Genomic DNA, 26,017 nt, shown 5'->3' with positions numbered 1-26,017 from the left:
CGGCGATTTCACTCGAAACGTGGCGAAACAGCCCGAAGCATCTCCCCTTTATAACATCTCCCGGCAGATAGGATTGGTCGAGGCGAAAAGAAATGAGCGTCACTCAGAACCCCTCCGCTGACAACGAGCCCGCAAACAAAGAGACACGCCTTGCCGACTACCTGCGCGAGAAGGCGAACGACGGCGAGATGTACTTCAAGTCGAAGTTCATCGCCGACGACGTCGGCCTCTCCCCGAAGGAGATAGGCGCACTCATGGTCAAGCTCAGAGAGTCCGCGACGGACCTCGAGATCGAGAAGTGGTCGTACACGAGTGCGACCACCTGGCGCGTCGCACAGGCCTGAACCCGGACCGGCCTCCCACACCACCGGTCCCGCAGGTCCCCGCGCCTCGCGACCTCGACCCGTCCTGACCTCCCCGCACCGCACGCAGACAACCTCCCACCCGACTCCCGCACCGCACGCAGACAACTCCCGCACCGCACGCAGCGCTCCCACACCCGCTGCGAACGACAGCCCACCCACACGCCGTCCGCTCCCGCACGGCCCCCGGTGGCCTGTCGTGGTCCCCCGTCTGTCATCTCACCACACCGGTGAGCGACAGCTATCCCGCTTCGGCCCTCCCACCCTCGCGGCGCTCCTGCTGGCAGCACGCGCGCTGGTTACGGCAACGTGACGCCGCCGTGGGTTTTTACGCGACGATGCCGTAGGCTCGGTAGATGTCTGCCAGGGACCTGTCGCCAGACGCCGGCCCACCGCTCTCGTCGTTCGACGACGAGTTCTACGTCGAGGAGGTCCGGACCGACGGCGAGACGCTGTACTACTACGGGATGCCCCTGCGGCAGCCCGACGTGGTGATGCAGCACGTCTGGCAGACCTTCCACGACGCCGGCTACGAGCCACAGCTCACCACCCGCGCCGGCCGGTACGTCATCGTCGCCGAACCCGCCGGGGGTGGCATCGACGGCATCCCGTGGAAGAACGTCCTGCTGTTCGTCGCGACCGTGTTCTCCACCCTGCTGGTCGGTGCGCAGTGGTTCTTCATCGACCCGTTCGCGAACCCCCTGGAGGCGGTGACGACCGCGTGGCCGTTCTCCGCGGCCATCCTCGTCGTCCTCGGCACGCACGAACTCGGCCACTACGCGATGAGTCGCTACCACGACGTCGACGCGTCCTTACCCTATTTCATCCCGTTCCCGACCCTCATCGGGACGATGGGGGCCGTCATCCGGATGCGCGGGCGGATGCCCGACCGAAAGGCCCTGTTCGACATCGGCGCGGCCGGCCCACTCGCGGGCTTGGTCGCCACCGTCGTCGTGACCGTCGTCGGCCTGCAGCTCCCGCCGGTCCAGGCTCCGCCGGGGTTCGACCCCGGCCCCAACGCGGTGACCATCCAGCTGGCGTTCCCGCCGCTCATCCGCATCCTCGCGGAGCTCACGAGCCAGCCGCTCAGCTACCAGGACCCGACGGTGAACGTCCATCCGGTGGTCATCGGCGGCTGGGCGGGCTGTTTCGTCACGCTGCTCAACCTGATTCCGGTGGGCCAGCTCGACGGCGGGCACATCATGCGCGCCATGTTCGGCGAGCGCCAGGAGACGCTGGCGACGCTGGTGCCGGTGGGCCTGTTCGGCCTCGCGGGCTTCCTGCACTTCGTCGAGCACTACTCGCTCAACAACGTCTTCATCTGGATCTTCTGGGGCGGGCTCGCGGCGTTCGTGGCCGCCGCGGGTTCGGCCCGGCCGGTGAGCGAGGAGGAGGAACTGGACACGACCCGGATGGCGCTCGGTGTGTTGACGTTCCTGCTGGGTGTGCTCTGTTTCATGCCCGTGCCCGTCGCGATTGTGGGCTGAATCGGCTGTTCTTGGTGTTGTGAGGTGGGTCTGGTGCGAGGTGAAGCGGCTCTTCCAGCGAGCAGCGAACTCGCGCTGGTGCAGTGGAACCGCCACCGCACAGCACCGCCCCGCTCCACACCCTCCCCAGCCGACTCCCTCCGCTCCACTACACTGCGTTCCGTTCCACTCCGGTCGTCCCTCGCGTGGTTCCGGCGCGCGGTCTCACTCGCTCACGGGTCGTTCCTCCCCGTTCGCTGTCGAGGCGACTGCGTCGCCTCGCTCGCCACGCTCGCCAGCACGCGCCAGACTTTGAATCCAGTACTCGAAAACCAGTCCCTGCGTCTCACTCCCCGTGCGTGAACCCGCGGTCGGGGAGCGCCTCGCCGTCCATGGTGATGCCCTCGCCGGGGTCGGTGACCTGCCCGATGACCGAGAGGGGCGTCGGGGAGTTCTCGCGGGCGGCCGCCAGGTCGGACTCCGGAATCGTGAACACGAGTTCGAAGTCCTCGCCGAAGAAGCAGGCGAGTTCGCGGGTGTCCTCGTCGTCTTCGGCCACGTCGTGGACCGCGTCGGCCACCGGGATGGCATCGAAGTCGACAGCGAAGCCGCAGTCGCTGGCCTCCGAGAGCTGGTGGACCGAGCGCGCCAGTCCGTCGGAGGAGTCCATCATCGCGGTCGCGTGGGCGGCGAGCACCTGCCCGGCGGCGACGCGGGGTTCGAACTGGAAGAGGTCGTTCGCGCGCTCGGTGTCACCCTGCTCGAACAGCCGGAGGGCGGCCCCAGAGCGCCCCATCGTTCCGGTGACACAGAGCAGGTCGCCGGGAGTCGCGCCGTCTCGGTGGACCGGGTCGTCGGTCCGGCCGAGGGCGGTCGTGGCGACGGTGAACTCGGTGTGGGAGTCGAGGTCGCCACCGACGTACTCGGCATCGACGGCCGCACAGACCTCGCGAGCGCCCGTGACGAAGTCCACGAGGTCGCCCTCGTCGAATTCGGGGGCGGCGTACACCGCGACGGCCGCGGTCGCCGTCGCGCCCATGGCAGCCACGTCCGAGAGCGACGCGCCGACGGCTCGCCAGCCGGCGGTGTACCGGGTGGTCCCGGGCGGGAAGTCGGTCCGCTCGTGGAGCATGTCCGTCGTGACGACCTGGCCGTCCACGACGGCTGCGTCGTCGCCGGCGCGACCGACGACACCGCCGAGCAGGTCCAGGGCAGCCCGTTCGTCCATTGCGTGCCTCTTTCACACGGGTGCCAAAAAACGGACCGGTCCTGCCCGGGGGACGTGGGAACACACCCGGCTGGAGTCGGTGGGTTCAAGCGGATGACGGTCAACGGGACCCGCATGGCAGGAGATTGGGACGTTCGCCCCATGGTTGCCGGCTTCGTCGGTGCCATCGTCGTGCTGGCCGTGCTCCTGTGGTTCGTCGGGTTCGAGGCTGTCGTCGCACAGCTCTCGATGGCCGACCCGACGGTGTTCGCGTTCGTCCTCCTCGCCGCACTCGTCTGGTTGCTCGCCTGGGGACTCGCCCTCCGAACCGTCCTGCGTATCCTCGGCATCGAGTTCTCGGTCTGGGACGCCTTCCTGGTCTATTCGGCCGCGACCTTCGCGAACAACGTGACGCCGTTCGGCCAGGCTGGCGGCGAACCGTTCAGCGCGCTCCTCATCTCCCGGCGGGCCGACAGCGAGTACGAGACCGGGCTGGCCGCTATCGCGAGCGTCGACGCCATCAACTTCGTCCCGTCGGTCGGGTTCGCCCTGATCGCGCTCGGCTACTACGCGGCGACGGTGACCCTGACCGACCGGCTCGCGGACGCGGCGGTCGTGGTCGTCGTGTTGACGGCCCTGCTCGCGGTGGCGGCGACCCTCGGCTGGCGAAACCGGTACCGGGTAGAGGAGGCCGTCGTCATGGTCGTCTCGCCGCTCGTCTGCCGGGTCGGGCGGGTGATTCCACGGGTCGATCCGCCGGGACCGGCCGACATCCGGCGTCGCATCGAGGGCTTCTTCAGCACCATCGAGCGCGTCGCGAGCGACCGCTTCTCGCTACTTGCGACCCTCTCGTACTCGGCCCTCGGCTGGCTCATGCTCGTGGTGTGCCTCTGGCTGTCGCTGTACGCGCTCGGGTTCCGTGGGCCGGAACTGTTCGTGGCGGCCATGCTCGCGGTGCCACTGGGGACCGTGGCCAGCATCACCCCGCTGCCGGGCGGACTCGGCGGTATCGAGACGGTCCTGCTGATGGTGTTGCCGACGGTGACGGGCCTGGAGGCGGCGTCGGTCAGCGCTGGAATCCTGCTGCACCGGCTCGCAACCTACTGGTTTCCGGTGTTCGTCGGGGGCGGCGCGATGGCCGCACTCGGGGCGTCGGAGCAGGAATAAGACGATGGTCTTTTAACCCGCGCGAGGGAACTGGCTTGCAATGACAACGATGTACGACGTGCCGGCGGACGCCCTCATCGAGGCGCTCGCCGAGGACCTCGAAGGTCGACTCGAACAGCCCGACTGGATCCAGTTCACGAAGACCGGTGTGAGCAAGGAGCTCCCGCCGGAGCAGGAGAACTTCTGGGCGATCCGTGCCGCTTCCCTCCTCCGCAAGGTCGCTGACACCGGCCCGGTCGGTGTCGAGCGTCTCGCCACCGAGTACGGCGGTGCCACGGGCGGTTCCAACCGCTACCGTGTCGCCACCTCGAAGCGCTCGTCCGGCTCGAAGAAGGTCATCCGCACCGCGCTCCAGCAGCTCGAAGACGAGGGTCTCGTCCAGACGCAGAAGGGTGCCGGCCGCAGCGTTACCGACGAGGGCCGCAGCCTCCTCGACAACACCGCGGACCAGGTCATGGCCGACCTCGACCGCCCCGAACTCGAACGGTACGCGTAAGCGTCGATTCTCAACGTTTCACGCACCCACCAGCGACAGCACTCTCCCGCAGTCGAAACGATTTTCCTGCACAATCCACAACAGAGGAGTATGAGCGGCAGCCCCAACGACGACGAGATCGAACGGCTTCGACAGGAGAAGATGGAGAAACTCCGCGAGCAGCAACAGCAGGGACAGGGTCAGGCCGACGCTGAATCCCAGGAGGCCATGCAGGAGCAGGCCGAGGCCCAGAAGCAGGCGCTGCTTCGCCAGTACCTCACCGACGGTGCCCGGCAGCGCCTGAACTCGGTGAAGATGTCCAAGCCGCAGTTCGGCGAGCAGGTCGAACAGCAGATCATCGCACTGGCACGCTCCGGGCGCGTCCAGGGCAAGATCGACGAGGAGAAGATGAAGGACCTGCTGCGCGAACTCAAGCCCGACTCGAAGAGCTTCAACATCCGTCGCTGATGCGGTTGGGCCTGCTCTACAGCGGCGGCAAGGATTCGACGCTGGCGGCGCTACTGTGCGCCGAGTTCTACGACGTGACACTGGTCACCGGGAGCTTCGGCATCACCGACGACTGGGAACACGCCCGCGACGCTGCCGAGGCGGTCGGGTTCCCCCACGAGCGACTCGACCTCGACCGCGAGGTCGCCGACGACGCGGTCGACCGGATGCTCGTCGACGGGTTCCCCCGGAACGCCATCCAGGACGTCCACGAGCACGCGCTCGAACAGCTCGCGGAGATGGAGTTCGACGCCATCGCCGACGGGACCCGCCGCGACGACCGCGTGCCCACGGTCTCGCGAGCACAGGCACAGAGCCTGGAGGACAGACACGAGGTGGACTACATCGCCCCGCTGTCGGGCTTCGGTCGTGGGGCGGTCGACCGTCTCGTCGAGGCCGAACTCGACGTGACCATCGGCCCGAGCGAGGAGATCCGCCGGGCCGACTACGAGGCGGAACTCCGCGCGCTGCTGGCCGACGAGCACGGACCCGCCGCCATCGAGGACGTGTTCCCCGCGCACGACCAGACGTTCGTCACCGGCACGCGGTGACCCGCGGTTTTCGACCGTGAGTCAGCGAGTTCGAGCCACGGGTGTGTCGGGTGGCGTGTCGTTCACTCGATATTGTGTGGGCAATAGGTCCCGGTAGGTGTTCGGAGAATATCATATCGAGCCTCGCTGGCCGCGCTGGTGGGAAGAAATCCGCATCACCCGTCGAACCCCTCTGTTTCGAGTGGAAAAACGCAAAAACCACTTGTGTGTTTCTTCTGGTTTATCCGGGCTCTGGGTCACGAGTTTCCATGACGTGTCCAGATACTCGAATTTCTCGGCCGGCGGAAAGAGCGTCGTGGGTCGGCCGTTGCGGAACCGCACTGGTCAGGTCTCGAAGACGAACCGGGCACCGCCCTCGCGGCTCTCCTCGACGTGGACCGACCAGTCGTGGGCGTCGGCGATGGACGCAACGATTGCCAGCCCGAGGCCGGAGCCGTCGTCGCCGGTGTGGCCGCGCTCGAACACTTGCTCGCGCTCCTCCTCGGGGATGCCGGGGCCGTCGTCGGCGACGGCGAAGCCCTCTGCCGTCTGTTCGACGGTGACCGTCACGTCCTCGCGGCCGTGTTCGACAGCGTTGCGATAGAGGTTCTCCAGTAGTTCCACGAGTCGCGACCGGTCGGCGTCGAGGGTGCCGCCGTAGTCGACCCGAAGGGTCGCATCGCCGGTCTGGACGCTCTCCCAGGCGGCGGTCGCGGCGGCATCGAGGGCGACCGATTCGCGGTCGCCGACCACCCGGCCCTGTCGGGCGAGTTCGAGCGACTCCTGGATGAGGTCGTCCATGCGGTCCAGGGAGTGCTTGACCTCCTTGAGGTGGGCCGGGTCCCCACTGCGGAATGTCTCTTCGAGTTGCGCCTGGGCCACGCTGAGTGGGTTCCGCAGGTCGTGGCTGACGACGCTCGCGAACTCCTCGAGGCGGGCGCGCTGGCGCTCGGCCTCGCGGGCCGCGATGCGCTCGCGGACCTCGCCGGTGCCTGCCACCGCGCCTGCCCCGACCCCGACGGTCCCCGACGTAAGCGTGAGATACAGCGGTTCGGGTACCGAGACGCCGTCGGTGAGCAGGATGAGGAGATGCAGCGAGGTGACCATCGCGGCCACGAGGAAGCCGAACAGGCCGTAGGCGAAGACGGTGAGCCGGTCGCGCGAGTCCACGCCGTCGCGGATGAGTTGCCGGTCGATGACGACGACAGCCACGCTCGCGGCGAACGGGAGCGTCCCCTCGATGGCGTCCCGGATGAGGGGGTCGGGGTCGACGACCGCCCGGACCAGGATGACGGCGGCGAGCAGCGTCCCGAGGGCGGAGAGCGGCGAGACCGGCAGGCTGGTCGCCAGCTCCTCGACCCACGGTCGCTCCTCGTCGCGCGGACGCCCGCTCATCTTGACAGCGATACCGGTCGCTGGACCATAACTCCCGGGGGCGGCTGCAAACTCCCGGGGCCGGATGAAAGGTTTCAAGCGCGCTGTGACCCAACCGCGGCGTATGTACGACGGACTCAAGGGCTTCCGTGATATCTACCCGGCGGAGATGGCCGCCTACCGGGCGGTCATCGACACCGTCGAGGACACGGCCCGCCGCTACGGGTTCCGCGAGATCGCCACCCCGGCGATGGAGAGAACCCAGATGTACGTGGACAAGTCGGGCGAGGACATCGTCGAGGAACTGTACGCCTTCGAGGACAAGGGCGGCCGCGAGGTCTCGCTCACCCCGGAGCTGACGCCGACGGTCGCCCGGATGGTCGTCGCCAAGCAACAGGAGCTCTCCAAGCCCATCAAGTGGTTCTCGACGCGCCCGTTCTGGCGCTACGAGCAGGTCCAGCAGGGGCGCTTCCGCGAGTTCTACCAGACCAACGTCGACATCTTCGGTTCCTCGGAACCCGAAGCCGACGCCGAGATTCTGGCCTACGGCGCGGACATGCTCACCAACTTCGGCCTCGACGCCGACGACTTCGAGCTGCGGGTCTCCCACCGCGACATCCTCGGTGGGCTGCTCCGGGAGTTCGAGACCGACGAGGCGGTCGACGTTCGCAACGCCATCCGCGCCGTCGACAAGCGCGCGAAGGTCGAGGAGAACGAGTACCTCGACCTGCTGTACGAGGCCGGCCTGAGCTACGACCAGGCCCGCGAGTTCGACGACCTGCTGCTCGCCGGTGACGAGGACCTCGACGCCCTGACCGAGTGGGCCGACAGCGAGCAGGTCCACGACGCCGTCGCGAACCTCCAGAACGTCCTCGCCGCGACCGAGGACTTCGGCGTGCGCGAGTACTGTGAGGTCTCCCTGACGACTGCCCGCGGGTTCGACTACTACACCGGCGTCGTCTTCGAGTGCTTCGACTCCACCGGCGAGGTCTCCCGCGCCGTCTTCGGCGGCGGCCGCTACGACGACCTCATCGAGGACTTCGGCGGCCAGCCGACGCCCGCCGTCGGGGTCGCCCCCGGCGTCGTCAACTCCACCCTTCCCCTGCTGCTCCAGCGCGCCGGCGTCTGGCCCGAGGAGGCCATCCAGACCGACTACTACGTCCTGCAGGTCGGCGACACCCGCCCCGTCGCCTCGCGCATCGCCCGGGAACTGCGCGAATCGGGCAACATCGTCGAATCGGACGTCGCCGGCCGGTCGTTCGGTGCCCAGATGAACTACGCCGACTCCATCAACGCCGAGACCGTCGTCATCGTCGGCGAACAGGACCTGGAGAACGACGAGGTCACCGTCAAGGACATGCAATCGGGCGACCAGACCACCGCCCCCGTCGACGACTTCCCCGGCGACCGCGCGCACCCGACGCTCGAAGACTTCGAGTAAGCGACTCGATTCTTCGGCTTTTCCCGATCAGCAGCCGTGGCGCGCGAGACAGCGACCCTCGAACGACAGTGAGCGGTGTCGCGTGTTTCGCGCGAGGGGCGACCGGTGTAGAACGGAGCGAAGCGGAGTGGCACGGAGGGAGTCGGCTGGGGAGGCCGTGGTGCGGTGCTGTGCGGGGCGGTCATGGCCACCAGCGCGAGTCGTCGAATCGGGACTGGGAGCAGTCGATTCAGAAAACGCAGCCTCTCACAGAGAACTGGCAACCAGAACAGAAACCGCGGTTACAGCGCGTCCACTTCGCGCTTCGTCCGGTCGATGACCGCCGCCCGGACCATCGCGCCGGGTGTCGTGAACTCGGTGGTGCGCGAGAGGAACGAACTTGTCTGGGTCGCGGGGCTGTCGGCCTCGCCCGGCTTTCGGGCACTGAACGCCGCGCCGATGTCGTCGCCCCACGGGCTCGCTGCCTGAAGGGCCTCGAAGTCGTCGAACTCGGTATGTGCGGCGATGAACCCGGCGGAGAACAGTTCGGCGAGGCTGTCGGTGTCGCCCTCCCCGACGGATTCCGCGAGGGCCGTGCTCTCCTGTAAGGTTTCGGTCAGTGCGGTTATCTGGGCGTCCGTGAACTCCTGGTCCGTGATGCCGAGTGCGGCCGCGAGGTTCGGGCCGATGAGTTCGGCGACCTCGTCCCCCGAAAGCGTGTCCATACCCCGTCTGTCGTGGGCCGGGCGTCTAAGCGTACCGGGTCGTGTGCTCCGGGTCGTGGTAATCTCTTTGTCACGTCACCGCCAATTTCGCACATGGTCCTCTCGCATCAGACGACCGCCCTCCTCGTCCGCCTGCTGCACCTGCTGGCGGTGACGGTGCTGGTCGGTGGTGCCGTCGTCGTATGGTTGCAGTTCCGACGCGGTCTGGTCGGGCCAGACCACCGCCTCCCCGCGGCCGCGAGCTACGAGTGGCTGTTCTGGGGGGCCCTCGGCGTGGTCGTGATGACCGGCGTCGGGAACCTCGGGGCGCTGGCTCCGGCCGTCCCCACGACCGAAACGCGCTGGGGGGCGGTCCTCGCGCTGAAACTGGGCGTGCTCCTCGGGTTCGTCCTGTTCTCGATGGCCCGGTCACTGGCCGTCGTCCGGGTCCGCCGGTTCGGGCTCTCCGGGTCGGACGCTACTCTCACGCGTGCCTACGGGCTGACCGCGGGCGTGCTCGTGCTGTTGCTCTCGCTGGCGGAGGTGCTGGCACATGGCTGACTCGGGCTTTCTCGCCGGAGAACAGCCGACGCTGCTGGCGTGGTGTCTCGGGACGTATCACACCGCGACCCTGACCGCTGCCGGGGTCACTGGCCTGCACCTCTCCGGCGCGGTCGGCGACCTGCTGGGCGGCCTGAACACGGTCGTCGGGTTCGCGGCGTTCCTGTACCTCTGGGCGGTGACGCTGTGGACGACGACCCGGGTACTCGGGGCGGTCGAGCTGTTCGGTCCCGACCGGTCCTCGGCACGCGCCGTCGTCGCCGCGGGTGCGAAGTGGGGTGCCGTCACCGGCATCCTGTTCTTCCTCGGGGTGTTGCTCACGCTCGCGTTCGCGTTCCTCGGCGAGGTGCTCGTTCTCCTGCTGTTCGCTGGCATCGGCGGTGCGTTCGCCCTCGCCATCGGGGCGGTGGTCGGCCTCGCCTTCTCGCTCCTCGACGTGGCACTGCTCGCACTCTCGCGGTGGCTGGTGCCGACGGGTGCGCCCGCGGCCGCCGAGTAGGGTGACCCACGGACTCGGCGGCGAAACGCGCCAGCTACAAACCTGTGCCCGGCGAACTTCCGCCAATGCGCGCGTTCCGCATCGCCTACGACGGCCGCCCTTACCACGGTTTCCAGCGCCAGCCCGACGTGTCGACGGTCGAGTCCACGCTGTTCGAGGCGCTGGCTGGACTGGGTCTCCTCGATGCGCCCGACGAGGTTCCCCAGGGCTACGCGGCGGCGGGCCGGACCGATGCGGGCGTCTCGGCGGTCGCCCAGACGGTCGCCTTCGAGTGTCCCGACTGGCTGACGCCGCGAGCGTTCAACGGGCAGCTTCCGGCGCACGTCCGCGCCTGGGCGAGTGCCGACGTGCCCGAGGACTTCCACGCGACCTACGACGCGACGAGCCGGGCGTACGAGTACCACCTGTACGCCCCGGGCGCCGACCCCGAACTGGCGAGCGCGGCGATGGCGAAACTCGAGGGAACGCACGACTTCGCGAACCTGACCGCCACCTCGAAAGACGACACGGTGCGGACGCTGGAGACCGCCACGGTCGAGTGCGACGGCGAGTTCCTCGTGTTCTCGGTTCGTGCCGACGGCTTCCTCTGGGAACTCGTTCGTCGACTGGGGTCGCTCGTCCGGGCGGTCACGACGGGGGCAGCGCCGCTCTCGAAGGTCGACCGGGTCCTCGATCCGGAGCCACTCCCCGGCCACGAGGGTGTCCCGCCGGCGTCGCCGATGGGGCTCGTGCTGGTCGATGCCACGTATCCAGACGTGCGATTCGAGCGCGACGCTCGCGGGGTCGAGAGTGTCCAGGACGTGTTCGAGACGAAGCGAGCCGACGCGGCGACCAGAGCCAGGGCTGCCGGGTGTGTGGAAACAGCGGTGGAGAAAACGGAAAACGATGAATGATGTACGGAGACGACAGCGAACGCGACGGGCCGGTCTCCCGGAGGTGGGTCACCCGGACAGCAGTCGAGTGTCCCGAATGGCAGACTGGATGGATGGGCTACCTCGCCCGTCGGTGGCTCGCGCGGGTGACGGCCCGCCCGAGTCCGGTTCGGTCGTTACCTCGGTGGCTCAGTAGTAGCCACGCCGCATGGTGCGGGTTTGCTTCTTCTTCAGGCCACTGGGGCAGGTGTTAGTCGCGCATGGGTCGACGTCGGCGCAGGGGTCGACTGCACACGGGTCGACGTCAGCACACGGGTCGACTGCACACGGGTCGACGTCAGCGCACGGGTCGACCGCGCAGGGATCGACGTCGGCGCAGGGGTCTGCACACGGGTCGATGTCGGCGCACGGGTCGGGTGCCTCCATCGTGATGGTGATGGTCCCGACGGGGCCGTCCCAGCCGTGCTTGACGCAGTCGAGGTCGCACACGCCCAGGATGCCCTGGTGGTGGTGGACGAAGCCCTCGGCGTTGCAGGTGAGGTCCTGCTCCGAGGTCGCCTGGGTGCCGCTGGAGACGACGTCGGTGAACAGGAACGCTTCCTGCACGAGGTCGGCGGCCTTCTCACTGTTGCATTCCACACCCGCGTCGTACGCGAAGATGGGTGCGGTGACGACCTCACCCGGCCCACGGGGCATGCGGATGGAGTCGACGCCGGCGAACCCGTCGTTGGTCGCGAGCATCATCGCGGCCATCGAGAGCACCGAGTAGCGCATCGGCGCTTCGATCTCGATGGTCGTCCTGTTCGATATCCCGGTGTTGAGCGGGTCGGTGGTCGACATGACCACGTCGTCACCGATGTTGAAGGCGAAGATGTCGGTGCCGTCCTCGGCGCTGACACCCAGCGTGTTGATCATCGGGCCGAGGTCAGCGTTCTTCGCGAGCGCGGCGAGCTCGGGGCACGCCTCGCTCCCGACCTGGAACAGCTTGGCGAAGCGGCTGTGGACCGCCAGCGCGGGCGGCGTCCACGCCTGGCCACAGGTCAGGTTACAGATGTCCACGATGTACTTCACCGTGGGTTCACAGACGGGCTCGGGCTCGCACAGCGGCTCACACACGGGTTCTGGTGCACAGGTCCCGCAGGGGTCCGCGGTCGGACCGTAGAAGCCGCGGCGACCGTAGCGTCCGCGCGCGGAGGCGGTCCCGACACCACCGACCAGTGCGGCCCCCCCGATACCGAGTGTCGTCAGAACAGTACGTCTGTTTACAGCGTTGTTGTGTTTGCTCATTATATGTTGTGTCGCGCTGTCGTGTAGTGACAACGCATTACCGTGCATCCCCCCTGCACATGGGCAAGTTGTCGTTTCGCATCAGTAACTACGGCTGGGTTAGATAGTAAGGATAACTCAACAGACCTGTGTGGTTATTGTAAGTAGTCAACTATGTAATCGATAAAAACCTTGAGGAGATTCGTAGAAAGTGCATGAGGGGTCGGTAGGTTAGTGTCTGCAACTCAGTAACGTAACCAACCAGAAATCACCTTACTCGGGCCAGATACCGGCGGCCCGCATCCCCGGTTTGAACGACTGCTCTCGGAGCGCATCGCGGAGCGATTCAGCACCCAGACGACTGAAGTTTCTACACGCCAGGGAACGTACAAGTAAGCAGGTGAGCATGGCGTGTTCCCGTAACGTTCGGGAATCTACCTTGTCTCTCGTGTCGGCTCGCGTGTGCGTCATGCCGCGGCCACGCTCGCCACTCTCGGAGTGGAGTTGCAGAGATGGCACACCAGCGCGCAAGAACGGCCAGTGGTCGCTCCATGGATGTGGGTCGGGCCGTACGTGGACCGGGTGGTCGGTCTCGCTGGCGAGGTCCCGGGCAACCGTCTCCAGTTCCGGGTGTGCGTGGGTGTAGGCCACGAGGTCGCGGTGGCGGCCCGCCCCGTCCACGTTGACGACGGCCGTGATGCGGTCGGTGTCGAGGCGCTCCGCCAGCGCCTCGCTCCCGAGCAGGCCGACCTCCTCGCCGCCGACCCCGGCGACACGCACGCGACAGTCGAGGTCGACGGCGGCGAGTGCCCGGGCCAGCGCGACGACGACGGCGATGCCACAGCCGTTGTCGAGCGCGCCCTCCCCCACGTCGTGGGCGTCGAAGTGCGCCAGTACCAGAATCTCCTCGTCGGTGTCAGGGCCCAGGGTCCCGTGGACGACGTGGGTTTCGCCCGCGTCCGTGCTCGCGTCGACCGACAGCCGGACCAAGCCGTCGCGCTCGGCGTACTCCCTGAGCCACTCGCCCGTCTCGTAGGAGACGCCGACGCCCGGGATGGCACCCTCCTCGTCGAACCGGAGCGAGCCGGTCGGCGGCAACTGGCCGGGCTTGTGGTTCGCGAAGACGAACGCCTCGGCACCCGCCTCTGCTGCGTGCCCGTACTTCTCCATGCGGTGGACGAACCGCTGGTCGCTGGGGGTCGTGGTGCTCGCGAGCGCGACCGCGCCGTCGAGGTCTGCCGCGGCTATCTCGTCCGGTGTTCCGTGGCCAACGTCGACCAGTCGGGCGTTCGTCTCGCCCGCGGGCGAGTACGGGAGCGCGACCGCCTCGAAGGTCCGTTCGACCGGGTCGGTGACCGCGAACTCGGTGTGGCCTCGCGACCAGCGGGTGATCGGTGAGGTCTCGTGCGTGAGAGTCGCGACGCCAGCGTCCGCGAACGCGTCCACGACGAGGGCGGCGGCCCGGGCCTCCCCCCGATGTCCCGCGAGTCGGTCCTCGAGCTCACAGAGTGCGGTCAGGAACTGCCAGGGGGTCTCGTCGCGCCAGACCCGCCCGAGCACCGCATCGATATCGGTCATACCTGGTGGTGGGTGGGGCGGGGGGAAAACCTTGGGTGTGAGACCCATGAACCGACTGGGAAAACCGAAACTGTCGGGGGATAGTATGGAACTGTCGGGACAGAGATTCTCCCCGTAGATAGTTGCTACCGGGCGTTCAATCCGATGAAACAGAGTGCAACAGGGGCGGACAATCCAGTGAGAGAGCATGAACTTCACGAACGGATTCAGGGGTTCATACTCCCCGAGCGCCCATGGAGAAACGTGGCATGATGACAGTACTCCAGTCCCTGAAGACCGCGTTCGAGTCCGAGTCCGAGGAGCGCCACTACCACTACGACTGTCGGGTCTGCGGGACCAGCTTCGAGTCCGACGAACCCACCGTCGACACCCTCAGCTGCCCGGAATGTGGAATCCGGTCCTGGTTCGAGAGCTCCTGACCGAGCGTCATCCCACCGCGCGTCGAACTCCCGAACACCCACCCCACTGGCACCCAGAGGCACCCCCTCACCCCACAGCGAACCATTCGAGCCCGGACCGCTCCCACCCGACACCGTCGCGAGCGGGTCTCACGCGGTCGACCTGGCATCATGCCACGTCGGCGCTCCCGGACCCGGCCCGCCTCACCTATCGCCTGACCCCTGCGACATCTCTCGTTCTCGCCGACCCGCAGTGGACGCCTGGTTGGCAAGGCTTACCTCGTTTCGATTCGAAGCCAGTGCCATGAGTTCAGTCCCCGAACGGTCCGAGATAGACACCGAGTACACGTGGGACCTCGAGTCTATCTACGCGACAGACGAGGAGTGGGAGGAGGCGTTCGAAACGGTGCAGTCACGACTCGACGACCTCGAGCAGTACGAGGGGCAGGTCACCGACGACGGCGAGACGCTCTATTCGGTCCTCCAGCTCCGCGACGAGATTATGCGCGAGGTGTCCATGGTGTACTCCTACGCCCGCATGCGCAAGGACGAGGACACCACGAACCAGCAGTACCAGGCGTTCACCGCCCGGGCGCAGTCGCTCTCCGCCGACGCCTCCAGCGCCGCCTCGTTCATCGACCCCGAGATCCAGTCCGCCACCCGCAAGGAGATTACGGCGATGGTCGAGTCGACCGAGGGGCTCGAAACGTACGACCACTACCTCGACGACGTGCTCCGGATGAAAGCACACACGCGCTCGGCCGAGGTCGAGGAGCTGCTCGCAGACCTCAGCGAGGTCACCGGCGGCACGAGCGAGGTCTACAACATGCTCGCGAACGCCGACATGGAGTTTCCCACCGTCGAGAAACCCGACGGGAGTTCGGTCCAGATCACCCAGAACAACTTCACCACCCTGCTCAAGAACCAGGACCGCGAGTTCCGCCAGACCGTCCACGAGTCCTTCTACGAGGACTGGGCGGACGTGCGAAACACGGTCGCCGCGGCGTACAAGAACGCGGTGAAGGCCGACGTGAAGACCGCACAGGCCCGCTACTACGACACCGCCCGCGAGGCCGCTCTCGACGGCCCCAACGTCCCGGTCGAGGTGTACGACAACCTCCTCGAATCGGTCCGCGAGAACCTCGACAAGCTCCACCGTCACACCGAACTCAAGGGCGAGGCCCTCGGCGTGGACGAGGTCGAGATGTGGGACCTCTACATGCCGATGACCGAGACCGAGAGCCCCGACGTCTCCTACGAGCAGGCGTGTGAGTGGACCGTCGAAGCCCTCGGCGCACTCGGCGAGGAGTACCAGGAACGAGTTCAGGAGGGCCTCGACTCCCGCTGGGTCGACGTCTACGAGAACAAGGGCAAGCAGTCCGGCGCGTACTCCGGCGGCACCTACGACACCCAGCCGTTCATCCTGATGAACTGGCAGGACGACATCTCGAGCATGTTCACGCTGGCCCACGAACTGGGCCACTCCATGCACAGCCAGTACACCAAGCAGGAACAGCCCTACGTCTACTCCGGCTACGAGATCTTCGTGGCCGAGGTGGCCAGTACGGTCAACGAGGCGCTGCTCACCCAGCACCTGCTGGACACCGTCGAGGACGAGACGTTCCGCCGCCACGTCCTCAACGAGTACCTCGAGCGCTTCCGGTCGACGCTGTACCGCCAGACCATGTTCGCGGACTTCGAGCACCAGACCCACAAGCTCGTCGAGGAGGGCGAGGCGCTCACCCCCGACGCGGTCGACCAGGTGTACGGCGACCTCAAGCGCGAGTTCTACGAGCCCGCGAACGTCGACGAGCACATCGAACGGGAGTGGATGCGGATTCCCCACTTCTATTATTCGTTCTACGTGTACCAGTATGCAACTGGTATCTCGGCCGCCGTCGCGCTCAGCCAGAAGATCCTCGACCCCGACGACGAGGCGGCCGCAGACGACTACCTGAACTTCCTCTCGAAGGGCTCGCGGGAGTACCCGCTCGAACTGCTGCAGGGTGCCGGCGTCGACATGGGCACGAAAGAACCCGTGCAGGCCGCCCTCGACGTGTACGGCGAGTACCTCGACGAGATGGCCGAGCTGATCTAAGCGGGTTCGCTTCTTGTCGCGGTTTCTCTGGGCTTGCGGTTCGTTCGCGCGTTTCGACCGTTGCATCGAGACGCCCGAATACTCGATACAATCCCAGCATCGGATGCAGGGCTTATTTTAGCGCCCCAGTGGGAGGTACGCCAATGACCGATGCGTTCGCAGACAGGACCCTCGCCGAGCACCGGCGTGTCTTCGAGAAGATATGGTGGCAGAACCCCGAGCGACAGAACGCGACCTCCTCGTCCTGGTGGTTCTTCATCCTGTTCCCGGAAGGCGAGGAGGGGTACGGTCCGAGACAGCTCATGTTCTCGGTCGCGGCCTGTGTGGGTGACCAGTCCCGCGTGAACGACCTCCCGCCACAGGGAATGGATGCTGACCGCCCCGTCGCCGACGGCGTGGACAGATTCAACGCGACGACGGTTGGCTGGGCCGGCGACGAGGACGTCGTCCACGACCACGTCGTCAGGCAACCAGCCGAAGCGGTGCTCTCTCGCGATGACCAGCGTCTCGACGCCTGGGCAGACCGCGAGGACGGCACCAGACGCGGAAGCGAGATTACAGCGCTCTCTGACCGTCTCGGGCTGCGAGCCCACGTCGTCGGTGACGACGCCGAGGCGGAGTTCGAGGCATGGGGCGACCTCGACTCGAAGATGACCGCACCACACCACTCGATGGATATCGACACACCGTTGGGTGGTGCCGAGGTCGTGGCCTGGCGGCAGATGGAGTTCGAAGGGGAGTTCGACCTCCCCGACGGCCCCGAGACGCTGTCCGGCTCGTGTTACTTCCAGCGCGTGTGTTTCGACATGCCGCTGATGCCCTGGAAGTGGGTCTGGGCCATCTTCCCGGACGGGACCTCGTTCTCCGTGTTGATCCCGTTCATCGGGCCACACCTGTTCCGACGGGGCTACAAGTTCTTCTCCTCGGACAGACTCGAACGCCTGACCATCCCCCTTCGACAGAACGGGTTCTGGAACTGGGGCTCGAAGGAGGGGCACGTCGAGTTCGACAGGATTTCTGTCGAGCCACTGCTGGGCAGCGGCGAGCACCCTGACTTCGACGTGCGCGTCGAGAACGAAGCGGGCGATTACGTGCGGTTCGTCGCCCGGACCTATGGCCATGCGCGGAACTGGCTCGACCGGCCGAGACTCGGTGGTCGGCTCGCGTCGCACTGGAGTTACAACGAGTTCATGTTCCGGATGACCGGCCTTGCCGGACGCGTCGGTGGGACGCCGATCGACAGCGAGTCACTGGGGACCGGCTTCGGAACGCTGGAGTACAGCACCGGGCTGGGTCTGTGAGCCACCGGGCGTTTTACCAGTTCGACAAGCGGTTGTGCTATCGGTGCAAGAGACAGCGCACGAATCGAGTACCCACCACTGGCCAGTTGGGGAATGATTGATTCAGCGTTCTCTGTCTGTCGCTTCGCCCAGTGTTCTGAATCAACCCTGTCAGATGTACCGTGCTGAATACAGAGGGTGAGTTCAGTAACGGAGCCAACATGTTTCTGAAGATATATTAGTGCCTTCTTTGTAGCACAAGACTGATACGGTGCCCTCCATCGAAACTACTCGAAAGGTTGCCCTTGGCCTCACCTGTGCGTACGTACTTGTGGTCTTACTCCTCGGAGTCGTTGTATTCCGACAGACTCTACTCTCGATCTTAATTGTCCTTCTTGGGGTCATTGTGTACCTTGTATGGCGGCTGCTATGGGGAGCCGGCCCTGGAAATGGCGATGGCTCTGTAGACGCTACGTAGATTAGGAGTTGGCCGACTCGCGCCCTGCATTCAGCAGCGCCGCAAGAACATTCCCAGCTGCTGCCAGAACCTGCGTACTGCATACAGAGGGTGAGTTCAGCACACCAACTGCGTTACATTCGACTCAGATCGGATACTGCACGATTGCGCGCCGAGCACGTCCTCTCTCCCGGCCTATTCGATACGGGGGGTTCGCCCTTGCATAGTATCAACAGGTATTCTATCGCGGAGGAGTTTCCTCTGAACGATGCAGCGCCGAACCATCCTCGGACTGGCCATCAGCGCCGGGGCCGTCGGCGTGCTCGGGGCCACAGCCAGGGTCGCCGACGAGCCCTCCCTTCCACCGGCCACCTACGCACAGGAACCGGTAGCTTCGACGGGTGAACGGAACAATCCCGTCGTGGCCACCGATACGACGACGGCGGGAAGCGAAACGTACGGGACCGTTCGACAGTTCGCGTCGGTTCTTGACCTCGAATCGACCGGTCGCTACGCCCTCGTCACCAAGTGCCATCTTATTCCAGGGTCGAACTACGAGGCGGGGACCGAGTGGGAAACTGCCTCATTGACGGTCGAACACAGCTGGCGCTCCGGTTCGCTCGTCTCCCACTCTGGTGATGTTGTTCCGGCTGCCGATGACGACGCCGACTCGAATCTCTACTTGAGTACCGACCGCTCAACGAAGCGGAACCGGTGGGATCTGACGTTCGACCCCTCAACGGGGAACTCGAGCACCCTCCGCTTCGCCACCGTCGTGGACCGTGAGGAAGCCCCCGGGACAGGCGACACTCTCGTCGACGCGATGTTCGGTGGAGGATTCACGAAGGGATTCTTCGGGGCCTCAGAGCGGGATCTCGCGACGGCACAACTCGTAATGCAGGGAGAGAACGAGTAGAGTCGAAGTCGCCCACACGCCCCCGACGAGTAAACACCACCACACACGTTTGTCCGCTTCTGCTACTGGGTTCGGGGTACCAAGCGGACGGTCTGCAGACAGCTCCGAACGCCAAGTGTCTCACCTGCACGCAACGATTGAGTGAGGCAGGTTCGGTGACCGACTCGCGCCCTCTATTCAGCACGGTACTGAGAGGACCAAACGAGACTGTCAGGAACATCGGCGGTTCACTCGCATTCTGAGTCTGTCAACTGAGTCTCTCCACTGATTGAGGTAGCCGTATTGCCCGACTCAGATGGCTACTAAACCATTATCTCCGAAATCTCGATAGTCCAATCCGGTTCCTCACTGGACCTGTCCACGCAGTCGAAACCACCTTCGACGTCAACGCCGTTCTGATACGCTTGCCGAACCGTTCGATTGAGCGCTGATTGGAGTTCTTCTACTGTCTTCGGGCCGTCAACCTCGGGATTAGATACTGTCATGTTTCTCACTGTCGGAAAGGAATGCTAGACGGCAGTCGTGATTGAGCCGTCCCTTGAAGGAACCTTCCCCCGAGCGAATCCGACAGCACTTGGAGCAAGTCAATAGGAGATTCACTAATCCAGCATCTGTCTTCGTATTGGTCCCCCCGCCGGATATAACCCGTTTATCAGTTATCGGGGTATTCAGTACGGTACTGAGAAGACTGCCTGATATGGGCAGAATCATCAGCGATTCACTCGCACCCTCGGTCTGTCGGCGCAATCAGCGAACAGACGCCGAAACAAACGAGAGTCGGTTGCTGGCTTCATCCTCTGTCTCTTGCATACCGATTGTATCCATTGCTGAGGGCTTCGACAGAGCTTGGTTTTCGCGTGTCGCGGTTTCAATCTCGTCCGATTCGATTGCTGGGACTGGTGGCGACAAGCGGCGTGCTCACGCCGGTGGAAGTGGGACCGCCACCGCACAGCACCGCTCCGTACCACACCCTCCCCAGCCGACTCCCTTCGTTCCATTTCATTCCACTCCGGTCGTCCCTCGCACGCTTCCGACTCGCGGCTTCACTGGCGTTCAGCACGCTCGACCGCGCGCGCCACCCGGATGGTCGTGGTTCGAGGGGGATGTCCCCCGCCTTCTTGCCCGGTTACCGGACCCAACGACCGTCGACCCACACCCCCAGCAGACCGACGGAAATCAACCTTTTGGACAGCACACTCTCCCCAACCCAAAGGCTATTTTATGCGCCACGCATACGACCGATAACTCATGTCCCGGAGTCCTTCGTTGCCCGACCGCCCCCGGCTCGACCTCGACCCGGAGATGTCGGACGACGAGCGTCTGATGGCTCTCAAGAAGCACCTCGCCGACGTCTCGCAGGTGCACGAGCAGCTCTCCTCCCAGCTCGAATCGGCCCACGGCCGTCGTGAAGACCTCAAAGAGGAGGTCGACCAGACGGAACGCGAGAACGAGGCGCTGAAGACGTCCTCGCTGTATATCGCGACCGTCGAAGAGCTCGAAGAGGAGGACCAGGAAGCGGTGGTGAAACAGCACGGTAACAATCAGGAGGTCCTCACGGACGTCTCGCGTCGCATGGCCGAGGAACTGCAGGCCGGCGACCGCGTGGCGGTGAACGATTCGTTCTCCATCCAGACCATCCTCGCCAACGAGACCGACGCGCGGGCGCAGGCGATGGAGGTCGACGCCAGCCCCGATGTGACCTACGAGGACATCGGCGGCATCGACGAGCAGGTGCGCGAGGTGCGCGAGGCCGTCGAGGAGCCGCTCATCGACCCCGAGAAGTTCGAGGCGGTCGGCATCGACCCGCCGTCGGGCGTCCTGCTCTACGGGCCGCCGGGCACCGGGAAGACGATGCTGGCGAAGGCGGTCGCCAACGAGACCGACGCGACGTTCATCAAGATGGCGGGCTCCGAGCTCGTCCGCAAGTTCATCGGCGAGGGCTCCCGGCTGGTCCGTGACCTGTTCGAGCTCGCGACCGAGCGCGAACCGGCAATCATCTTCATCGACGAGATCGACGCCATCGCGAGCAAGCGCACGGAGTCCAAGACCTCCGGCGACGCCGAGGTCCAGCGGACGATGATGCAGCTGCTCTCCGAGATGGACGGCTTCGAGGCCCGCGGGAACATCCGCATCATCGCGGCGACGAACCGCTACGACATGCTCGACCGCGCCATCCTGCGCCCGGGCCGGTTCGACCGTCTCATCGAGGTGCCCGAGCCGAACGGCGAGGGCCGCGAGCAGATCTTCAAGATCCACACCCGGAACATGAACGTCTCCGACGACGTCGACTTCGGGGCGCTCGCCGACCGCACCGGCGGCTACTCCGGTGCCGAGATCGAGAGCGTCTGCACCGAGGCCGGGATGTTCGCCATCCGCGAGGGCCGCACCGAGGTCCGCGAGATGGACTTCACCGAGGCGCTCGACAAGATCGAACGCGACGACGGCAGCGACTACGTCCCGTCGGCCGGGCACGCGACGTACCACTACTGACCGGGACTGCCGGGGCCGGGACACACCGACCGCGCAATCGCAACCCCCTTTTCGACGCACCGATTCTCACCCGGTATGGAGCCGATTCGCATCGTCTGGGGCCAGGCGACCGGCCCGACCGAGATGTCGTCCTACGACGCGGCGCTCGCCGAGGCCGGCGTGGAGAACTACAACCTCGTCGCCGTTTCCTCCGTGATTCCACAGGATGCCGAGGTCGAAGTCGTCGGCACCGCACCCGACCTCGGCCCGGTCGGGGAGCGACTGACGGTCGTGCAGGCCCGGGCGACGACCACGGAACCGGGGCACGTCAGCGCGGGGCTTGGCTGGGCGCAGTCGCCCGAGGGTGGCCTGTTCTACGAGGCATCCGGTGACACCGACGAGGCGGACGTGGACGAGCGCGTCCGGCGCGGGCTGGCGGCCGGGCAGGCGCTTCGCGACTGGGAGTTCGAGGAGCCACACGTCAGGGTCGAGAGCGCCGCGGTCGAGCCCGGAACCTACACGACGGCGGTCGTGCTGGCGGTGTACGGCGGCAGCGACCCGCTGCTCTGAGTCGGGATTGCAGTAGCCGAACCCTTTTTATCCGTTCTACCACTACGGACGGTAGCGAGTTTTTATGAACGGAAACAATCCGTATGCCGGACTCCCGGGCAGTACGCAGGCCGGGAAACGCGCAGACGCGGACGTGCCGGAACTCTCCCCCGACCAGACGCGGGCCCTGCGCCGCGACGTGACGGCCATCGCGGCACGCACCCGGGAGTTCCTCCCGAGCGAGTACGTCGTCAACGGCGACGTGACACAGGGCATCAGCGGGCCGCAGGCGACGGTGGCCGTTCGGCCGCCGGCGGGCCACCCCGTCAGTGCCGGGTTCACGCCGGATATCGACGACGTCGAGGGCGAGTACCTCATCGACCCGGACGAGCAAGCGGAGGTCGCCCGCGGGCTGGCCGCCTCGGCGGCCCTGCAGGTCAAGCAGGCGATCCAGGACTCCGTCACCCCTACGGCGCGATAGGCCGGGTCACCCGGCTCCCACCGACCTCTCGGCGCACCGATTCACTTCGGGGTAAGGTCGCGTTCTCGGTATCCTAACTCCCGCGTAGCAACCTGTAGGAGCATATGGACTATTTCCCCGGGAGACCATTCTCTGTGTATGAGACGGGGCGAGGAGCAACTGGCGATAACGGCGTCCGGACTGCGGAAAGTGTACGGGCCGGTCGTCGCCGTCGAGGGGCTCGACCTCGCCGTACCACGGGGGACCGTCTACGGGTTCCTCGGGCCGAACGGGGCGGGGAAGACGACGACGATGGGGATGCTGACGACGCTGGTGCCGCCCACGGCGGGGACGGCGGCCATCGTCGGGGTCTCCATCGCAGACCGGGAGGGCGTCAAGCCCCACGTGGGCTATCTGCCCGACGAGCCGCCGCTGTACGACGAGTTCACGGCACGTGAGCAACTGGGGTTCGTGGCGGACCTGCGCCAGCTGGAGCCCGAGGCGGCGGCGACCCGCATCGACACGCTGCTCGACCAGGTCGGACTGGCGGACGTGGCCGACGAGCGCATCGAGTCCTACTCGCGAGGGACCCGCCAGAAGGTCGGGCTGGTCCAGGCGATGTTGCACGAGCCGGCCGTGCTGTTCCTCGACGAGCCGACGAGCGGGCTGGACCCGCGGGCGGCCCGGGAGGTGCTCGACCTCATCGACGGGCTCGCCGACGGCGGGACGACGGTGTTCCTCTCCTCGCACGCCCTCTCCGTCGTCGAGGAGCTGGCGGACGTGGTCGGGGTACTCCACCTCGGGAAGCTGGTCGCCGAGGGCACGCCCGCGGAGTTGACCCAGCGCGTCGCCGACGGTGAGCGCTCGCTGGAGCGGGTGTTCCTCGACCTGACGGCCGACCAGTCGGAGGTGTCGGTATGAGCCAGGCCGGGGGCGGCGCTGGCGGCCGGGCGGAGGCTGCGGGATGAGCGCGCGCTGGCCGCGGGCGAACGTCGCCTGGCGCATCGCGAGCGCCGAAGTCCAGCGCAACGGCCGGCGCTACATCGGGAGTCGCCACCACGAGGCGTTGCTGGTGCTCGCGCTCGTCCTGCTCGCGCCGGTGTTCGTGGTGTTCGTGCAGGCGGCCATGGCGGTCGGCCGGTCGCTCGCGGCCGGTGACCCGACCACGGTCAGCGCGGCCCGGTACTACCTGCCGGGCGTCGTCGTGTTCGTCGTCGTCCTTGGGGCCATCCAGGCCGGGCGGCGGGTGCTGTCGTTGGATGCCCGAGAGATGATGCTGACCGCGGTCCCGGTGCGGACCCTCGTTCGCGGCCTGTTGCTCGCCGACCTGTTCGAGTGGACCGTGGTCTTCCTGACGCCGGCCACGATTCTCGTGCTGGCGGTGGCGATCGGTGCTGGCTCGCCGATACTCGCCGTCGCCGGGACGCTCGCCGTCGCCACCCTGTTCGTCGCGGCCATCCTGTTCGGGTACGCACTCGGGCTGCTGGTCCGGCTCGGCCTTCGACGGGTCCCCCTGCCCACGTCGGTCCGGTCGGTCCTGGGCGCGCTCGGGGGTGTGACCGCGGCAGTTATGGCGGGTGGGCTGGTCGCCTTCGCAGGCAGCATCGCGGTCCACGGCCCGGCACCGACGGCGACCACCGGGACCGGAGCCGGTGGGGTGCTCGCGCAGGTCTCGATTCCGGTGGCGACCCTGCCCGCGGGTGACCCGCTCTCGCGGCTCTCGTGGTACGCCGACCTGCTGTTCGTCGGCACGCCCGCGGTCGAAACGCTGACGACCGCGACCCTCGTCGCGGCCGTCGCCGTCGTGTTGACCATCCCGGGTAGTCTGACCGTCATCTCCGTGTTCTCGCCGAGTTTCTGGTACGGTGACGCACCGCTGTCGAGCGACGGCCGGACCCACATCGGCTCGCAGTCGGTCCGGTCGCCCTCGCCCACTCGCCGCGTCGCGACCCGGCTCTGGTGGCGCGCCGTTCGGTCCCCGCACCGCCACGGCTACGTCTTCTACTACCTGTTCGCGCTCGGGACGCTGCTGGTGCCCGTCGTGGTGTATCCCTCGCTCGCGTTGACGCTGGTCGGCACGTCGTTCGTCCTGCTCGGCGTCTGGCTCGCCGGCGCGCTGTTCGGGCTGAACCCACTCGGAGAGGAAGAGGAGATGCTCGCCCAGCTCCTGCTGGCGACGATGCCCGCGGCCGTCCTGTTGCGGGCCCGGATGTTACTCGGAGTCCTCGTCGGTGTCCCGCTGGTGCTCGTCGGGACGACCCTGCTCGCGCTCGGGCCACTGGCACCCCTCGACGCCCTGGCGGTCGGCGGGTACTGGGTCGCGCTGACGCTCGCCAGCGCGGCGTTCGCCCTCGGTGTGGGGACGCTCGCGCCGCGGTACACCCCGGTCAGGCTGTTCGCCCGGGTCGAGAGCGTCGCGCCCTCGGTGACCGCCATCGTCTACCACCTCGTCGCCACGACCGTGCTCGTCGCAGCCGGACCGGCGCTGGTGCTCGCCGAGTTCGACCTGCTGCTCGTCGTCGGCTTCCTGTTCGGGCTGCTCGTCCTCGTCACCGACGGCTCCTACCGCTACGCCCTCGAATCGTTCGAGGCTTTCGGCCGTGACCCCGGCCGCGTGCGCTGGTCGCGCCGCCTCGCGGTCCACCTCGCCGTCGGCGTCGCGGTCATCGGGACGCTCGTCTCCTCGGCGGTCGGGCTGGCCGCGCTCGTCGTCCTCCCGGGCGACGGCGTCACCGACCTCGTGTTGCTGTTCGTCGCGGGCTACTTCGGCTACCTGCTCGTCGTCGTGCTCATCCTCGAGGGGTTCGGGGACGGCATCCGCGGGATGGACGTGTACTGGCTCTCTGACTCCGACGTCACGCACGTCATCGCCGGTGTCGCCGCCACCGGTGCGGTCGAGATGGGCGTCGTCGCCATGGCGTGGTACTTCGACCTCCCCGTGGCCGAGCACACGCTCGTCTCCTACGCGGCGCTGGGCGGGGCCGGGCTCTTGCTCTCGGTCCTCCCGCTCGTGTTGCTCGTCAACGGCCCCATCGAGGAGCTGATGTTCCGCGGCGTCATCCAGCGCAACCTCGACCGCTCCTTTACGACTGCGGGCGCGGTGATGGTCGGCTCGGCCGTGTTCGCCATCGCGCACCTGCCGATGTACTCCGGGACCCCCGCCGCGGTCGGGATGGCGCTCGCCCAGCTGTTCGCCATCTCCATCGTCTGGGGGACGGTGTACGCCCGCACCCACAACCTCGCGGTCCCGATGCTCTGTCACGGCGTGAGCAACGCGCTGGCGGTGGCGCTGCTGTTGTTGTGAGCACCGTGGAACTGGTCGATTCTCCAGAACGTTGAGGGTATTTATATAAAGGGCCGTACTGGGAAAGCCGGTAGACGATGTGGTTCCGGTTGGAAGGT

24 protein-coding genes are annotated in these 26,017 nt (G+C 66.5%); 19 read left to right on the top strand and 5 right to left on the bottom strand.

Going from position 1 to position 26,017, the window contains the following annotated elements; translation table 11 throughout:
• The first annotated feature begins 92 nt into the window (after positions 1 to 92).
• Positions 93 to 344, top strand: coding sequence for a DUF7123 family protein (locus tag ACSC1S_RS14500; RefSeq protein ID WP_435319551.1), 252 nt, complete (start codon positions 93 to 95; stop codon positions 342 to 344).
• Between the two features lie 374 nt (positions 345 to 718).
• Positions 719 to 1,849: a site-2 protease family protein gene (locus tag ACSC1S_RS14495; RefSeq protein ID WP_261648504.1), complete on the top strand. Its 1,131-nt coding sequence runs from the start codon at positions 719 to 721 to the stop codon at positions 1,847 to 1,849.
• A gap of 325 nt (positions 1,850 to 2,174) precedes the next feature.
• Here the strand turns inward: ACSC1S_RS14495 and thiL are convergent, their stop codons facing one another.
• The gene (gene thiL / locus ACSC1S_RS14490) at positions 2,175 to 3,056 is read right to left on the bottom strand and encodes a thiamine-phosphate kinase (protein WP_435364933.1); all 882 of its coding nucleotides are present in this window, start codon (positions 3,054 to 3,056) and stop codon (positions 2,175 to 2,177) included.
• 114 nt (positions 3,057 to 3,170) lie between these two features.
• Between thiL and ACSC1S_RS14485 the strand changes: the two genes are divergently transcribed.
• The 4 genes from ACSC1S_RS14485 to ACSC1S_RS14470 all read left to right on the top strand — a co-directional run bounded on the left by ACSC1S_RS14485 (position 3,171) and on the right by ACSC1S_RS14470 (position 5,735).
• The gene (locus ACSC1S_RS14485; RefSeq protein WP_435364932.1) at positions 3,171 to 4,202 is read left to right on the top strand and encodes a lysylphosphatidylglycerol synthase transmembrane domain-containing protein; all 1,032 of its coding nucleotides are present in this window, start codon (positions 3,171 to 3,173) and stop codon (positions 4,200 to 4,202) included.
• Between the two features lie 40 nt (positions 4,203 to 4,242).
• On the top strand, positions 4,243 to 4,698 hold the full coding sequence (locus ACSC1S_RS14480; RefSeq protein WP_435364931.1) for a 30S ribosomal protein S19e: 456 nt from the start codon (positions 4,243 to 4,245) through the stop codon (positions 4,696 to 4,698).
• A gap of 90 nt (positions 4,699 to 4,788) precedes the next feature.
• Complete coding sequence (locus tag ACSC1S_RS14475) at positions 4,789 to 5,145, top strand: DNA-binding protein (protein WP_435364930.1); 357 nt, start codon at positions 4,789 to 4,791, stop codon at positions 5,143 to 5,145.
• Complete coding sequence (locus tag ACSC1S_RS14470) at positions 5,145 to 5,735, top strand: DUF7411 family protein (RefSeq protein WP_435364929.1); 591 nt, start codon at positions 5,145 to 5,147, stop codon at positions 5,733 to 5,735. Before ACSC1S_RS14475 ends, ACSC1S_RS14470 begins: the two co-directional genes overlap by 1 nt.
• 324 nt (positions 5,736 to 6,059) lie before the next feature.
• Here the strand turns inward: ACSC1S_RS14470 and ACSC1S_RS14465 are convergent, their stop codons facing one another.
• Complete coding sequence (locus ACSC1S_RS14465; protein ID WP_435364928.1) at positions 6,060 to 7,109, bottom strand: sensor histidine kinase; 1,050 nt, start codon at positions 7,107 to 7,109, stop codon at positions 6,060 to 6,062.
• 103 nt (positions 7,110 to 7,212) lie between these two features.
• Here ACSC1S_RS14465 and hisS point away from each other — a divergent pair, with 103 nt between their 5' ends.
• The gene (hisS, locus tag ACSC1S_RS14460) at positions 7,213 to 8,529 is read left to right on the top strand and encodes a histidine--tRNA ligase (protein WP_435364927.1); all 1,317 of its coding nucleotides are present in this window, start codon (positions 7,213 to 7,215) and stop codon (positions 8,527 to 8,529) included.
• Positions 8,530 to 8,810: 281 nt separating this feature from the next.
• On the opposite strand, the gene ACSC1S_RS14455 is transcribed toward hisS, so the two are convergent.
• Positions 8,811 to 9,233, bottom strand: a complete 423-nt coding sequence (locus ACSC1S_RS14455) for a hypothetical protein (RefSeq protein WP_435364926.1) — start codon at positions 9,231 to 9,233, stop codon at positions 8,811 to 8,813.
• A 93-nt stretch (positions 9,234 to 9,326) separates the two neighbouring features.
• On the opposite strand from ACSC1S_RS14455, the gene ACSC1S_RS14450 reads away from it, so the two are divergent.
• The 3 genes from ACSC1S_RS14450 to truA all read left to right on the top strand — a co-directional run bounded on the left by ACSC1S_RS14450 (position 9,327) and on the right by truA (position 11,165).
• Entirely contained in the window at positions 9,327 to 9,773 is a 447-nt protein-coding gene (locus ACSC1S_RS14450) for a hypothetical protein (RefSeq protein ID WP_435364925.1), read from the top strand.
• The gene (locus ACSC1S_RS14445) at positions 9,766 to 10,272 is read left to right on the top strand and encodes a DUF7965 family protein (RefSeq protein ID WP_435364924.1); all 507 of its coding nucleotides are present in this window, start codon (positions 9,766 to 9,768) and stop codon (positions 10,270 to 10,272) included. The genes ACSC1S_RS14450 and ACSC1S_RS14445 overlap by 8 nt, the downstream gene beginning before the upstream one ends.
• Before the next feature lie 65 nt (positions 10,273 to 10,337).
• Positions 10,338 to 11,165 carry a tRNA pseudouridine(38-40) synthase TruA gene (truA, locus tag ACSC1S_RS14440; protein WP_435364923.1) on the top strand — a complete coding sequence of 276 codons (828 nt, stop codon included), beginning with the start codon at positions 10,338 to 10,340 and terminating at the stop codon, positions 11,163 to 11,165.
• Positions 11,166 to 11,333: 168 nt separating this feature from the next.
• On the opposite strand, the gene ACSC1S_RS14435 is transcribed toward truA, so the two are convergent.
• Positions 11,334 to 12,431 (bottom strand): spondin domain-containing protein, encoded by a 1,098-nt coding sequence (locus tag ACSC1S_RS14435; protein WP_435364922.1) that lies wholly within the window; start codon positions 12,429 to 12,431, stop codon positions 11,334 to 11,336.
• A gap of 252 nt (positions 12,432 to 12,683) precedes the next feature.
• Positions 12,684 to 13,988: a M28 family peptidase gene (locus tag ACSC1S_RS14430; protein ID WP_435364921.1), complete on the bottom strand. Its 1,305-nt coding sequence runs from the start codon at positions 13,986 to 13,988 to the stop codon at positions 12,684 to 12,686.
• Between the two features lie 233 nt (positions 13,989 to 14,221).
• Between ACSC1S_RS14430 and ACSC1S_RS14425 the strand changes: the two genes are divergently transcribed.
• From ACSC1S_RS14425 to ACSC1S_RS14385, 9 genes are all read left to right on the top strand, one after another.
• Positions 14,222 to 14,407 carry an FmdB family zinc ribbon protein gene (locus ACSC1S_RS14425; RefSeq protein WP_435319536.1) on the top strand — a complete coding sequence of 62 codons (186 nt, stop codon included), beginning with the start codon at positions 14,222 to 14,224 and terminating at the stop codon, positions 14,405 to 14,407.
• A 283-nt stretch (positions 14,408 to 14,690) separates the two neighbouring features.
• Positions 14,691 to 16,484, top strand: coding sequence for an oligoendopeptidase F (pepF, locus tag ACSC1S_RS14420; protein ID WP_435364920.1), 1,794 nt, complete (start codon positions 14,691 to 14,693; stop codon positions 16,482 to 16,484).
• A 143-nt stretch (positions 16,485 to 16,627) separates the two neighbouring features.
• Complete coding sequence (locus tag ACSC1S_RS14415) at positions 16,628 to 17,785, top strand: hypothetical protein (protein WP_435364919.1); 1,158 nt, start codon at positions 16,628 to 16,630, stop codon at positions 17,783 to 17,785.
• 704 nt (positions 17,786 to 18,489) lie between these two features.
• Positions 18,490 to 19,137: a hypothetical protein gene (locus ACSC1S_RS14410; RefSeq protein WP_435364918.1), complete on the top strand. Its 648-nt coding sequence runs from the start codon at positions 18,490 to 18,492 to the stop codon at positions 19,135 to 19,137.
• Between the two features lie 1,248 nt (positions 19,138 to 20,385).
• On the top strand, positions 20,386 to 21,627 hold the full coding sequence (pan2, locus tag ACSC1S_RS14405; protein ID WP_435364917.1) for a proteasome-activating nucleotidase Pan2: 1,242 nt from the start codon (positions 20,386 to 20,388) through the stop codon (positions 21,625 to 21,627).
• 75 nt (positions 21,628 to 21,702) lie between these two features.
• A complete protein-coding gene (locus ACSC1S_RS14400) occupies positions 21,703 to 22,176 on the top strand; it encodes a pyruvoyl-dependent arginine decarboxylase (RefSeq protein ID WP_435364916.1) in 474 nt (157 codons plus the stop codon).
• Positions 22,177 to 22,240: 64 nt separating this feature from the next.
• Complete coding sequence (locus tag ACSC1S_RS14395; RefSeq protein WP_435364915.1) at positions 22,241 to 22,636, top strand: DUF5811 family protein; 396 nt, start codon at positions 22,241 to 22,243, stop codon at positions 22,634 to 22,636.
• Positions 22,637 to 22,774: 138 nt separating this feature from the next.
• Positions 22,775 to 23,536 carry an ABC transporter ATP-binding protein gene (locus ACSC1S_RS14390; protein ID WP_435319530.1) on the top strand — a complete coding sequence of 254 codons (762 nt, stop codon included), beginning with the start codon at positions 22,775 to 22,777 and terminating at the stop codon, positions 23,534 to 23,536.
• A gap of 43 nt (positions 23,537 to 23,579) precedes the next feature.
• A complete protein-coding gene (locus tag ACSC1S_RS14385; RefSeq protein ID WP_435364914.1) occupies positions 23,580 to 25,919 on the top strand; it encodes a CPBP family intramembrane glutamic endopeptidase in 2,340 nt (779 codons plus the stop codon).
• The last annotated feature ends 98 nt before the right edge of the window (positions 25,920 to 26,017 follow it).

The sequence above is a fragment of the Haloarchaeobius pelagicus genome, assembly GCF_051207375.1.
GTDB lineage: Archaea > Halobacteriota > Halobacteria > Halobacteriales > Natrialbaceae > Haloarchaeobius.
This window is presented reverse-complemented; position numbering and strand designations above follow the sequence as displayed.